This window comes from Bacillus sp. Marseille-P3661 (assembly GCF_900240995.1).
Lineage (GTDB): Bacteria > Bacillota > Bacilli > Bacillales > Bacillaceae_J > OESV01.
This window is the reverse complement of sequence record NZ_LT965959.1, coordinates 203,596-217,018: the sequence shown is the minus strand read 5'-3', so window position 1 is coordinate 217,018 and position 13,423 is coordinate 203,596. Positions and strand designations below refer to the sequence as shown.

9 protein-coding genes, 1 rRNA gene and 2 riboswitches are annotated in these 13,423 nt (G+C 35.7%); all 10 genes read right to left on the bottom strand.

Features of this window, described 5'->3' with window-relative positions; genetic code table 11:
- A 16S ribosomal RNA gene (locus tag C1724_RS24975) occupies positions 1–84 on the bottom strand; the annotation flags it as partial.
- A 737-nt stretch (positions 85–821) separates the two neighbouring features.
- Positions 822–2,144 (bottom strand): NCS2 family permease, encoded by a 1,323-nt coding sequence (locus C1724_RS24970; RefSeq protein ID WP_102349706.1) that lies wholly within the window; start codon positions 2,142–2,144, stop codon positions 822–824.
- Between the two features lie 121 nt (positions 2,145–2,265).
- Positions 2,266–2,367, bottom strand: a riboswitch (purine riboswitch).
- A 102-nt stretch (positions 2,368–2,469) separates the two neighbouring features.
- Positions 2,470–4,011 (bottom strand): glutamine-hydrolyzing GMP synthase, encoded by a 1,542-nt coding sequence (gene guaA / locus C1724_RS24965; protein WP_102349730.1) that lies wholly within the window; start codon positions 4,009–4,011, stop codon positions 2,470–2,472.
- 268 nt (positions 4,012–4,279) lie between these two features.
- Positions 4,280–4,383, bottom strand: a riboswitch (purine riboswitch).
- 84 nt (positions 4,384–4,467) lie between these two features.
- A complete protein-coding gene (locus C1724_RS24960; RefSeq protein ID WP_102349704.1) occupies positions 4,468–6,633 on the bottom strand; it encodes a transglutaminase TgpA family protein in 2,166 nt (721 codons plus the stop codon).
- Positions 6,630–7,811 carry a DUF58 domain-containing protein gene (locus C1724_RS24955; protein WP_102349702.1) on the bottom strand — a complete coding sequence of 394 codons (1,182 nt, stop codon included), beginning with the start codon at positions 7,809–7,811 and terminating at the stop codon, positions 6,630–6,632. The genes C1724_RS24960 and C1724_RS24955 overlap by 4 nt, the downstream gene beginning before the upstream one ends.
- A 2-nt stretch (positions 7,812–7,813) precedes the next feature.
- On the bottom strand, positions 7,814–8,779 hold the full coding sequence (locus C1724_RS24950) for an AAA family ATPase (RefSeq protein WP_102349700.1): 966 nt from the start codon (positions 8,777–8,779) through the stop codon (positions 7,814–7,816).
- A gap of 485 nt (positions 8,780–9,264) precedes the next feature.
- The gene (locus C1724_RS24945; RefSeq protein ID WP_102349698.1) at positions 9,265–10,506 is read right to left on the bottom strand and encodes a TRAP transporter large permease; all 1,242 of its coding nucleotides are present in this window, start codon (positions 10,504–10,506) and stop codon (positions 9,265–9,267) included.
- On the bottom strand, positions 10,503–10,991 hold the full coding sequence (locus C1724_RS24940) for a TRAP transporter small permease (protein ID WP_102349696.1): 489 nt from the start codon (positions 10,989–10,991) through the stop codon (positions 10,503–10,505). Before C1724_RS24940 ends, C1724_RS24945 begins: the two co-directional genes overlap by 4 nt.
- 117 nt (positions 10,992–11,108) lie before the next feature.
- Positions 11,109–12,170 carry a TRAP transporter substrate-binding protein gene (locus C1724_RS24935; RefSeq protein WP_258000530.1) on the bottom strand — a complete coding sequence of 354 codons (1,062 nt, stop codon included), beginning with the start codon at positions 12,168–12,170 and terminating at the stop codon, positions 11,109–11,111.
- 275 nt (positions 12,171–12,445) lie between these two features.
- A complete protein-coding gene (locus tag C1724_RS24930; protein WP_180994440.1) occupies positions 12,446–13,396 on the bottom strand; it encodes a ketopantoate reductase family protein in 951 nt (316 codons plus the stop codon).
- Positions 13,397–13,423 lie beyond the last annotated feature (27 nt).

Sequence of the window (13,423 nt, the reverse complement as noted above, 5' to 3'; positions counted from 1 at the left end):
CAAGCTCCTCGTCATCCGCTCGACTTGCATGTATTAGGCACGCCGCCAGCGTTCGTCCTGAGCCAGGATCAAACTCTCCGAAAAGGGTTTGATTGCTCAAACTAATATACTGACTTGGTTGTTGAACGTAGTTCAACTTGTTTTGCACGCTTGACATTTTGTTTAGTTTTCAAAGAGCATATAATTAAAACAATTACTATTCTTCGTGAATAAGTCACGTTAGCGACATTCACTATATTATCATTCTGTTTCGCGGAAGTCAACACTTTTGTTTTATGTTTTTTTGACTAGTTTTAATACTTTCAACAGAACGTTTTCTAATATACCATCGTTAATTTATAAAGTCAACAAAAATACTCAACTTTTAAAATACAAGAATGATGTTCTTTGCAACCTTTTATGAATAGAAGAAATAAGTATTTGTATTTCATTAAATAATACAATAACATTTCACATCCGCATTTTCTTCAATCCAAAAAATTATAGAATATAACCTTTCTGCAACAATGAACTATCAGCCTTTTCATTTTAGTATCAAAATAATCAAATGGTCACCCTTATCTTTAATGCAAATGCTACGATAAACTTTGCGTTGTTTTAAATTGGTGTTGATCGGAACCAAAAGCGCGAGACTCCTGCGGGTATATCGGGATATCCGCGCGCCCCAACACAAGAAGAAACGTTAGCGAAGAGTAGACCCACAGCCCATCCCATGGTATCCATGGAACATCCCTGAGCGGAAATCACCATCATTATTTACTAGAGCCAAAAAAACAGGTATTCTCCAATCATTGTGGAGAATACCTGTTTAAATTATTCTTTTACGCTAAGAAAATAAAGTAAAGAAGGAATATTATAAACAACCCATACATAATCGGATGTATTTCTTTAGCGCGTCCTTTTACGATCATTGTAATCGGATAAAAGATAAATCCTATTGCAATACCGGTAGCAATACTATATGTCAGCGGCATTGTAACTACTGTCAAGAACGCTGGAACAGCAATCTCAAATTTCTTCCAATCAATTTCCCCTAATGATGAAACCATTAAAACACCAACTATTATTAATGCTGGAGCCGTTACCGCAGAAGTAATCACTCCCAATAACGGAGAAAAGAATAACGCTAGCAAGAATAATCCCGCTGTTACTATAGATGCAAACCCAGTTCTTCCTCCTGCTGCTACACCTGCACTTGATTCAATATATGATGTTGTAGTTGAAGTTCCCAATACCGAACCTGCAACAGTTGCCGCTGAATCCGCAAACAATGCTTTACCAGCACGCGGAAGTTTATTATCCTTCATTAATCCAGCTTGATTAGCAACAGCTACCAATGTACCTGCAGTATCAAAAAAGTCTACGAATAAGAACGTTAGTACAACTGTAATCATCTGAATTGTAAATACATCACCTAAATTCAAAAATGCTTGACCAAACGTTGGAGCAAGACTCGGAACAGCCCCCACTACTTGAGTTGGCACATTTACAAGCCCTACAATCATACCTACAATCGCTGTAATGACTAATCCGTAAAAAATACCACCCTTGATTCCACGAACCATAAAAATAACAGTAATAACAATCCCAAAAATTGCAAGTAACGTATTTCCGTTTGTTAAATCTCCAATACCAACAAGTGTAGCGTCATTATTTACAATAATACCAGCATTTACTAAACCAATAAACGTTATAAACAAACCAATCCCTGCACCTACAGCAAATTTTAATTCTGCAGGAATCGAGTTAATAATTTTTTCACGTACACCAGTTAAGGTTAACAATATAAATATCAACCCTGAAACCAATACTCCCGAAAGCGCTGTTTGCCAAGGCACTTGCATACCTAATACTACAGAATATGCAAAAAATGCGTTAAGTCCCATACCGGGTGCTAATGCAATTGGATACTTTGCAATTAAACCCATTAACAATGACCCGATCGCTGCTGCTATAGCTGTAGCTGCAAAAACCGCATTACCATCCATTCTCATTTCAGGCGGTAAATCCGGAATATCTGCCAGTGACAATACATTCGGGTTTACAAATAAGATGTAAGCCATTGATAAGAACGTAGTCAAACCCGCAATAAATTCCCTTTTGTAATTTGTTCCTAGTTCCTCGAACTGAAAATACTTTTTCATATACTAAACGTCCTCCTAAATAAAAAATAGTGCAATAGAAAACGCCCCTTCAGTTTCCTGAGGAGCGCTTCAATTACGGAGGTTTGAGATAAAAAAATTCAAACAAACATAGTGTTCACTGTTTTTTTATCACACACCTCGTAGTCAAGCTATTTTCGGTAGCTTGGTAGAAACTCTCAGGCCATATCCCTGATATTATACGACGTATTATTGATTTATATTAGTTCATTAACATAATATCAATTTAACTACAGTGCGTCAATAAAAAAAACGAACATTTTTTATTGAAATTTCTATATTATTCGTGTTTTGACGATTCAAGCCATTATTCCCACTCAATTGTTGCTGGCGGTTTACTTGTAATATCATAAACAACGCGATTAATATGCGCGACTTCATTTACTATCCTTGTTGAGATCTTCTCTAACACTTCCCAAGGAATTCTAGCCCAATCGGATGTCATACCATCAATTGATGTTACAGCACGGATTCCAATCGTGTAATCATATGTTCTAGCATCTCCCATTACACCTACACTACGAATATCAGGAAGTACAGTGAAGTATTGCCAAATATCTCGTTCTAAACCCGCTAGTCTAATTTCTTCACGAAGTATAGCATCTGATTCACGAACAATCTCTAGTTTTTCTTCAGTAATTTCACCTAATACGCGAATACCTAGGCCTGGACCCGGGAACGGCTGTCTCCAAACAATTTCATCAGGAATACCCAGTTCTGTACCAAGGGCGCGAACTTCATCTTTAAATAAAGTATTTAATGGTTCTATCAACTTAAAGTTCATGTCTTCAGGTAATCCACCTACATTATGATGGGATTTTATCGTTTGCGCTGTTTTTGTGCCACTTTCGATAATATCCGTATATAATGTACCTTGCGCTAAAAACTCAATCCCTTTTAGCTTTGTTGATTCATCATCAAATACATAAATAAATTCATTACCAATAATCTTACGTTTTTTCTCCGGATCAGAAACGCCCTTTAATTTTTCCATGAAACGGTCTTTAGCGTCTACTTTAATCACGTTCATATTAAAACCTTCACTAAATGTCTTCATTACCCCTTCAGCTTCTCCTTTTCGAAGCAAGCCGTGATCTACGAATATACAAGTTAATTGGTCTCCAATTGCTTTATGGATAAGCACCGCAACAACCGAAGAATCTACACCGCCACTAAGGGCACATAAAACCTGCTTATCGCCAACTGTTTCTCTAATTTTTTGCATTTCGATTTCAATAAAGTTTTCCATCGACCATGTTCCTGCACATTCACAAACACCGAATACGAAATTCTTCAGCATATCATTACCATATTCTGAATGACGTACTTCTGGATGGAATTGAACACCGTAAAAACGTCTTGATTCATCACTCATAGCAGCAATTGGGCATGATGGATTCGTGGCATCAACCACAAACCCTTCTGGAGTACTAACAACTAGATCACCATGACTCATCCAAACCACTTGCTCGTTAGGTAAATCTGCAAATAATTTTGATTGATTTTTAATTTCGATAGTCGCTTTACCATACTCACGATGTTTGGCCTTTTCAACCTTACCACCTAAATGGTGTGTCATTAGTTGCATACCATAACAAATTCCAAATACCGGTATACCAAGGTTAAAAATATCTTCATCTACACTAAATGAATTTTCACCATATACACTATTCGGACCACCTGAGAAAATAATACCTTTAGGATTAATTTTTTTAACTTCTGCTGCTGTAATCGTATGGTCATGCAGTTCACTATATACCCCAAATTCACGAATTCTTCTAGTGATTAATTGGTTATACTGACTTCCAAAATCAAGCACTAAAATCATTTCATTTACCTGTTCTCTTATTTCCACAATTTCCACTCCTCATTGTTAAAATTAAATTTATGTATCAATTTATTTTTCACGTTAGAAAAATGCATCATTCACGATTTGGCCATTACCTTAAATAATTTCTAAAATAACAGTAATAAACACCAAACTGAAGGCTGCAAACTCTCTAATAGAAGGATGAGTTTTATTTTTCGCTATCTTTATAACTCAAAAAATCTAAAGCGCAAAAAAGCTAAAATTCACCATCTATATATTGTAGTCAATATAGAGGCAGAATTCTAGCTTTTACTAGATCTGCCTTCATAGTCGGATCATTTAAACGGTGATCCGGTAGAGACTCTCGAACCTTATTATCGAGGATATACGAAGGTTTCTTTTAATATATAATCAAATCCACAAATAACCACGAACATTATTTAAATCTAAAACTTTATTGTTCGTTTTTCATCATACCAACCACAGAAAAAATGGTCAAGATGTTATTTTCCTGACCAAATATTTCAAATATTCATTTAAGTCACTCTGCTGTTCTACTCCATTTTGGTATTGAGAATATAACATTTTTTCATAGATGTTTGTTATGTCTCGCATCTCAGATGTCCCTAAGGTTTCATCTACTCGAACACCATATTCACGTAATGTCTCACCTTTATTTATTGGTAGTCCATAATAATCGAGAAGCTTTACAAGAATACGAAATGTATTTTCGAATCTATGATTTTTATTAAAATATCGATAGTTGAAAATAATCCAACGCGGATACCATCTTCTTTTTGTTTTAAGTATAACCGCAGTTAGCAGAAACAGGATTACTATCGAAATTATGATCTGACGTAATGACAGACCAAGCTGTTGTAATGCACCACGATTGCTACTTTCAATGGTTGTATTATTTTCAATTTCCTCTTCTGCCATCTCATCGTTTTCATTTTGCCCCTCTTCTTGGAGAAAGGTTTCTTCTGCTTCACTATTTACTAGTGTTTCACCATTTTGGACGAAGGAATAGGGACTTAAGAAACCTTGCGTCGGTTCAAAAGGTACCCATCCTATTCCAGGAAAATAAACCTCTACCCATGAATGTGCATTTGAGTTTTTCACCTCATATAAGTTTGTTTCTGAATTAATCGATTTTACGAAGTCTCCCTGCGTATAGCCTTTTACCCATCTTGCGGGAATATCAACAGCTCTTAACAAGACGACCATTGAAGTGGAAAAATTATCACAATACCCTTTCCTTGTTTCAAATAAAAATTGATCCACATAGTCTTGATCCTCTTTTGGAACAGGGATATCCTTTGTTGCATATGCAAAACCTTGTGATGAAAAATAACCCTCAACAGCTTTTGCTTTATCATATCTTGTAGTTAAATCTTTCGTAATTTCTATTGCTAATTCCTTAACTCTGTTCGGCAACTGCTCTGGTAATTGAGTATATGTTTCCATAATAGATGAACGATCACCTTCATTCGCAAGCCTCAAAGCCGCTAACGGAAACTCAGGATAATCATATGTCATCGAGTATTGTGCTAGTTCTGTGGGCGAGCCATTAAGTGTAGCGTGAAGCTTACCAGTTAACGGTTCGACTTGAAATTCGACCTTTTTGTCAGTTTGGATTGACTTTAAATCAGTCGGATACACAATATGTGAATGTGGTCCCATCTTTGCAATATTAATGTTCGTTTTTAATTTTTTATCTACATTAACATTTTCCAACATATTTAAGTGAATATTACTTTTATCAAGCAGTAGTCTACCGTATTCTTCAGAAACCTCCCAGCCCTTACCTGTATAATAGTCCTTTGATTCTACACGCCAATAATGATCCTCACTCACTTCAGCTGTGAATACTACAGAATCATCGTTTACAAAAGAACCACCCAATCTCGAGTCATCCACACCGTACCCAATTTTATTAATAGCCGTACCGTTATAGCCACCGGCAGCACTTTTTATAAAAGGTACGGGATCTGGCCAGTACGGCCCTTGTTTAGGTAACATAAGCCCAATTGTTACTGATATGCCTATCATTATTAATAATGATATAATCCAAAAAGGACGGATAGAAACTCCAACTTTTTCTTTTATTTGGAGCATCTGTAACATGCCTAACACTAAAAATCCAGTAATAACAATCCTTACAATGGCAACACTAGCATCATATTTTGTAAATGTATCTAAAATGGTGACAAACAGTAGCGTTAATATAAAAAATATTGCAATTGATTTGATGTGTATTAACCAATAGTGGACTAGGTAGCACATTAACCATAGTAAAAATAGAAATAAAAAACTTCTAAATAAATCGGACATTTCCCACCATTTAAAGCTAGCAATATATACTACATTATCTACAATCTCAAAATAAAACTGCAAAAGCCATTCAAATTGTATAAACGATCCTTCGAAAAATATTGAATGTAGAATATAAAAAATCCCAACTATACGAAGTACAAAAGCAAGCCAAAATGGCAGTTTTAAATAATATAGTAAAAATGAAAGAGCTGAGAAAATAACAAAAAAGTGGCTATTGGCTGTATCAGTTACCACTTCAAGCGGGCGAAGCCATTCCCAAAACAATAGAAAGCCAAATAAATAAATGCAAAAGTAGTAGACTGATATTCTCCTAGTAGGTGTCATCCTGTTCTCACCCCAGCTGACATTTCATCTTTCAAGCCGGAAACAACAATAATTCGTTCACCTATTTGGTAGTTAGCTTTTTCTTTGTTTTCAGGTGTAATTAAAATAACAATTAACTTGAAAGATCTCATGGCTAATCTTTTAAGCAAGTATTCCAGATCACTTGTCATGTAATCTGTGACAAACAGTAGCGTTCCCCTAGAGGGCAGAAGGGAAACTTCCCTCTCAAGTGCATTTGGGTAGTCCGTTATTGAATCATTTTTAACAGTAGCCAAGTGATAAAACATCTGCTGTTTCATTTCAATAGATTTTGTGCTCGGAAAAGATTTAATATCTGAGCCTATCGAGATAAGCCCCGTCGGAATAGAGGATTGATACAACGCATTCAGCAAAGATGCAGTATACTGAACAATTCTTTCAAAACAATCTTCATTCATTTTATCCGATCGGTCCATCAGTACAAGCACTTGCTGATCTTCATGTCTATCGAACTCTTTTGTCATCGGAGTATTTTTCCTTGCAGTCATTTTCCAGTTAATCCACGAAAATCGATCGCCTGGTTGGTACTCTCTAATGCTAGCCGGAACAACCGTTTCCTTTTTGTTAAAACCTTTGGTAACTGAGCCTTCCTCATGTTCCGTTTGCAAAGCAAATAGATTTACTTCATATGCTTTTGGATAAACGACAATTCTATTTTCAACTTCTACTAGTAAGTCCTTTTTTATAAATCCTAAGAAATCTGAGGTGGTTAGTTTTAGCTCGTTGAATACATGCTCCCCTCGTGGCAAACTATCAATCATGATTGTCTGACTTAAACATTTCTTAAACAAAGGAAATACCATCACCTTACAATTGTCTGTTTTCAGAGAACTTGGTAAATAATCTTCAATAATTAAGTAATTCAGCGGAAAAGGAAAACGACGGGTTATTTTTATTTCAACAGTAAGTGGATCTCCAGTTTCATAGATCTTTTTATCCATGATTCTTTCAACCGTAAATAATCTAAGTGGATATATAAAAAGTATGCTTGCATAGAACAAAAATGGTAAAAAACTATAAAATAAGAACCAGCTTACAAACCCTCCCTGAAACATCGCATAAGAGTATAATGCGGCAAATGTTGTTAACATAACAACCATTCCACTCGCTAACCTCAATGGGTTTACTAGTTTTTTCATTTTCAGTGTCTACCGCCTTTATAAAGAGGTATTTGTACGTTGGTTAATAGTTCCTTAAGAATGTCTTTTGCGGAAATACCTTTATACTTTGTTTCAGAATTTAATATTAGTCGGTGACTAAATACAAAAGGAGCTAAATATTTTATGTCGTCTGGGATAACATAGTCCCTACCGTTAATAAATGCATAGGCTTGTGCTGCTCTCAATAAAGCAATCGATCCACGCGGACTCACACCTAAGTATAGGAACGGATGATTTCTCGTTGCATTAACAATTTCAATAATATAACCCGTAATCGTTTCATCAACATAAACCTGTTTCACTACTTGCTGTAGCTCTACTAACTCATCTAATGTTATTACCGCCTGAATTTGCTCAATTGGATGCTGACGTGCAATATTATTTAACATTTGCTTTTCTTCAAGCGCCTTTGGATAACCCATTTTAATTTTTAATAAAAATCGATCTAACTGCGCCTCGGGCAGCGGGTAGGTTCCTTCATATTCAATTGGATTTTGTGTAGCCATTACAAAGAACGGTCTCGGTAGCATCATTGTTTCACCATCGACTGTAATGTTTCCTTCCTCCATTGCCTCCAACAACGCTGACTGTGTCTTTGGAGATGTTCGATTTATCTCATCAGCTAAGATGATATTACCCATAATTGGACCTGAGCGGTATTCAAACTGTAGCTCCTTTGGATTATAAATGGATATTCCTGTTACATCTGATGGCATTAAATCAGGTGTAAATTGGATCCTTTTAAATGTGGCATCTATCGATTTTGCTAGCGCTCGAACCATCATAGTTTTCCCCACACCAGGAACATCTTCTAGCAATACATGCCCCTGCGCTAATAACCCGATTAAACTTAGTTTTATTTCCTCACTTTTACCAAGAATAACTTTTTCTATATTTCCAGTTATTTTTTGAATTAGATAATGTGATTGGTCTACGTTTTGTTTCATATCTTACTCCTTAGTTAGTTATCAATTCTTTTAACACATACTACAAAAGATTGAATAGCTTTGTTATATAAATTCTAATTATAACCTCTAATATCCTTTGTTTTCCCTAAAAATAGAGGTGGAATTTTTATCCTTAACAACGAGACATCTAAACAAAAATAACTATTTCTATTAAATTAAATTTTACCTAGAGTTACAGATGTTTCTGAATAAGGGTTCGGATTATATATTGGCATTTGTGGATCAAGGTAAAAGAGTATAGAAGAGATCATATAAGAAGGAGAGGAAACAGAAACACATTTATAAAAAGAAGATATCAACTTACTTGCTGACAAAACTACCGCTACGTTAAGAATCCTCAATAATAGAAAAATGAATGCAAGTGCGCCAGACTCACGAAACGTCTGGCACCAACATTCTAATAAACTTCTTCTCCTGCATTACTTATGATTTAGAGCGCTATTTTATGAGCATACTCTATTATCTTAGAAAAGATAAGTGATAACACCTAACGAGACAATTAAAGCCATAATTAAAGGGAATGCTCGATAAGCAGCACTCATCAAAGGTACCTTACCTATACTTGATGCAATTAACAAAGTACCCCCAAACGGTGGTGTAACCATACCAATTGCCGTATTTACAATTACAATGATCCCAAATAACGTAATGTCAATCCCCATTTGTGTAACAATCGGTAAAAACAATGGCACTACTATAACTAGGATTGCAATTGTGTCCATAAATGTCCCGAAGATTAATAAAATGATATTAATAATTAATAAAATAATCAGAGGATTGTCCGATAACGATAAAAATTGTGAAACTATATTATTTGGAATTCTTTCATAAGCCATAACATAGGCAAATAAAGACGCGTTGGCAATAATAAACATAATAGATGCCGTTGTTTTTGCAGAATCCATAAATATCGGCCATAAATCCTTCAGTTTTAACTCTCGGTAAATAAATAAACCAACTAAAATGGCGTAAATTACTGCTGCAACCCCTGATTCAGTTGGGGTAAACACACCCGAGAATACACCCCCCATTAAAATGATTGGCGTGCCCAATGCCCAGAGTGATCTTTTGAATGCCAAAAGAAAGGCTTTCATGCTGAACGGTTCATCCGTTCCTTTATATCCATGCTTTTTTGAAATGAAATAAACAGCTATTAATAAACATACTCCAACCAAAATACCGGCAGGAATTCCGATTTGATATAATTTTGAAATGGAAGCACCAGATAAAGAACCGTAAATTATCAAGGTAATACTTGGAGGTATAATAACTCCCATCGGGCTGGCCGCCCCAACTATAGCGGTAGCAAAGTTTCGATCATATCCTTTGTTAACCATAGCAGGGATCATCAATGTCCCGAGCGCAGCTGCTGTAGCAATTGAGCTTCCAGCAATAGCGGCAAAGAACATGCATCCTAGGATGGTAACCATTCCAAGTCCTCCAGTTCGATTCCCGATCATCGAGTTGGCTAAATCTAAAATTCGCTGTGCTAATCCCCCTGTTAACATTAAGTTACCCGCCAAAATAAAAAATGGAATCGCCATTAACGACGAAACATCAATACCGGTGAAGAGCTTTTGGACCATTATCTCTGGAGTAATCCCAGCTAATAATATATAAATAATTGATGATACACCTAGTGTTACCGCCATCGGAACGCCGATTAAAAATAATATAATTGCACTTAAGAAGAATAATGTAATCATGATCCACCCATCCCTTCTTCTCGGTTAATTTTACCTTTAAAATCAAATAGTATATGGATGATCATGATAATAGAAAAAATCGGAATAATAGAATATACGATCCCCATCGAAATCCCCATATTGGGTGAAATTTGTTGCCCAACAATCTGGAGTGTATCAAAACCATATTTCGTTAGGATAATTGCATAAATAAAAGAAACTATCTTTTGAATGGGTGCTAACCATTTTGTAGTGGAAGGAAAATAGTCTTCTATGATAGAGACAGTAATATGACCTCCGTTTTTCGTTAGTACAGCCGCTCCTAAAAATACCATCCAAACCATTAGATACCTGGATAGTTCATCTGACCAAATCGTACCAGATTGGAAAACAAAACGCGCCACTATCTGAATAGTAAGTACAACAGTCATAATTGCCAAAAATATAGTAATTGTTCCTCGTACAAAAGCATCGATACCATTACTTATCTTTTTAAACAAGCTCATTATCGTTCTACCCCCTTCTTTCCTATTTCCTTATGCATTAAACCAAAAAAGGGATAAGACCTCTCTTAAATAATAGTTTAAGAGAGGTCGACAGTTCCCCATGAAAGCAATATTTAATTATTCTAATTCCAAGATTTTATTAAGCAACTCGTCACCGTATTCCTTTTTCCAACTATCGTATACAGGTTGTACTTTTTCTATGAACGGAGCTTTGTCTACTTCATTAAATTCCATGCCTAATCCTTTTAACTCTTCTTCCATTTGCTCCATTTGTTTTCTATTGTTTATATTTACGTCAACCATCGCCTCCATTGCAGATTCTTTAATAATTTGTTGAATATCCTCTGGATATTTATCAAACAGTTGCTGACTCGCCATTAAGAAAGAAAATACAAATTGAACACCTGTCTTTGATACATATTTATTAACATCATGCACTTTTTCCTTCAAAATGATATCTAGCGTATTTTCCTGAGCATCAATTGCTCCTTGCTCTAGTGCAGTATAAGCATCTGCCCAAGCCATACTCTGTGCACTAGCTCCTAGCTCTTGATAGGACTGTACATAAATCGGACTTTCAATTACTCGTATTTTTAGACCATTTAAATCTTCTAATGTTTCAATTGGTTTCTTTGAATTTGTGATATGTCTATATCCTCTTGCCATAAGGGATAGCGTTTTCAAATTAGCAGACTCAGTCAAACTTTTATACTCTTCAGCTACCTCTGTATTTGCTAAGAAATTTTCTACATGATCCCAGCTCTTGAATAGGAATGGCAAATCCATTATAGCTGTTTCTGGTGCAAATCCGGATACTGGCGGTGCATTAATTAAACCAAAGTCTAAAGTTCCAAACTGCATTTGTTCTAATAATTCACGGTCTCCACCTAATTGTCTAAATGGATATATCTCAATTTTTACTTTCCCATTACTTTTTTCTTCAACCAATTCTTTAAAATTTACAGAAGCTTGATGTGCATTCGTATTTTCCGGCGAAATGTGACCCAACTTTAAAACTAGCACATCTTCACCAGTACTTTCTGAATTGTTTTCTTGTTTTTCATTACTCCCTTCAGGCTGCGCGGCCCCACTAGATGATGACGAAGATGAACTACTTCCACAAGCTGCAATAACTAACATGCTTAATACAGTAAGTATGACAAAACTAAATCTCACCATTTTCTTCACTTTCTTACCACTCCTGTTCTTTAAGATATAAAGGCTATTATCCTATTTCCCTATAATTAGCCGCAAATGGATCCCTTAAAGTAAATCAGTAGATGTAAAATAGTTGATATATTTATTTATTTTGAAATTAATAAATATTCAGAATTAATTATATATACTATCCCATTATATTACAATTATGTTGTATCTATCGTTTTCATTGGTTTTTACTATAATGGTTTACTTGAACATTTAACCGGGCCCTTAACAAAAATTATGCGACCATCTCAACGAATAACCTCATGGATATATGGGGTTTTCGTTGTATGCTCTAACATTTTAATTAAATGCCAAATTTGTTTATTATTTGGAGTAGGGATATTATATTTTTCTCCTAATCGAACAATCGCACCATTCAAGTAGTCCACTTCCGTCTGTCTACCGTTCAATATATCCTGTAGCATCGATGGGATGTGGTGACCTGACATCTTCGGATCAAATACACTGTTCACCATTGTTATGATTGATTCTTTTTCGATGTCAATATTTTCCGACTTAGCCACTAGTAATATTTCATCGATAATACCAGCGACAAAATCTTGAATACCCTCATAACACCCAACAGTCGCAACAGTATTATTCATTAATGTGCATATTGGATTCAGCGCACAATTAAAGGAGACTTTTTTCCAAATGCTTGCCAAAACATTGGAGGATATCTCTGTACGCACACCCGCTGCGTTTAATGCTTGCGCTATCAGTTTAACAGTTGCAGAGTCATTACCGTCAATTTGCATGATCTCTGTATCTCCGGATCCAAGTGCTTGGACCTTACCTGGTCCAAGCACTTCTGCTGCGTATGTTGTCACTCCAGCAAATATACGATCACGGGAAACATATTTTTCAATCACTTCGATATTACCAAGACCGTTTTGTAAAGTTAAAACGGATGTTGAAGAATTGATTAAATGTTGACAGTTCATCATCATTTGGTCGGTTTGCATCGATTTTGTCAAAATAAGCAGAAGATCAAATTCTCCTTCACTTTCTTGAGGAAGTGCACTTTTTATTTTAACTGACTTCATCCCATGGTCTTCTTTGACTAGTAGACCGTTTGTTTGTATGGTTCGAACATGTTCCTCCCAGCTATCAACTAGTAATACGTCATGACCTGTCTCAACTAGCTTATATCCAAATCGACTTCCCATCGCTCCTGCACCAGCAATTGCAATTCTCATTACCTTCATCCTTCCGTCGGTCACTCA

What these genes read in the sequence shown, in the direction of transcription:
- C1724_RS24970 (WP_102349706.1), bottom strand. Translation starts at nt 2,144, where the DNA reads ATGAAAAAGTATTTTCAGTTCGAGGAACTAGGAACAAATTACAAAAGG.
- C1724_RS24960 (WP_102349704.1), bottom strand. Translation starts at nt 6,633, where the DNA reads ATGACACCTACTAGGAGAATATCAGTCTACTACTTTTGCATTTATTTA.
- C1724_RS24955 (WP_102349702.1), bottom strand. Translation starts at nt 7,811, where the DNA reads ATGAAAAAACTAGTAAACCCATTGAGGTTAGCGAGTGGAATGGTTGTT.
- C1724_RS24950 (WP_102349700.1), bottom strand. Translation starts at nt 8,779, where the DNA reads ATGAAACAAAACGTAGACCAATCACATTATCTAATTCAAAAAATAACT.
- C1724_RS24945 (WP_102349698.1), bottom strand. Translation starts at nt 10,506, where the DNA reads ATGATTACATTATTCTTCTTAAGTGCAATTATATTATTTTTAATCGGC.
- C1724_RS24940 (WP_102349696.1), bottom strand. Translation starts at nt 10,991, where the DNA reads ATGAGCTTGTTTAAAAAGATAAGTAATGGTATCGATGCTTTTGTACGA.
- C1724_RS24935 (WP_258000530.1), bottom strand. Translation starts at nt 12,170, where the DNA reads ATGGTGAGATTTAGTTTTGTCATACTTACTGTATTAAGCATGTTAGTT.
- C1724_RS24930 (WP_180994440.1), bottom strand. Translation starts at nt 13,396, where the DNA reads ATGAGAATTGCAATTGCTGGTGCAGGAGCGATGGGAAGTCGATTTGGA.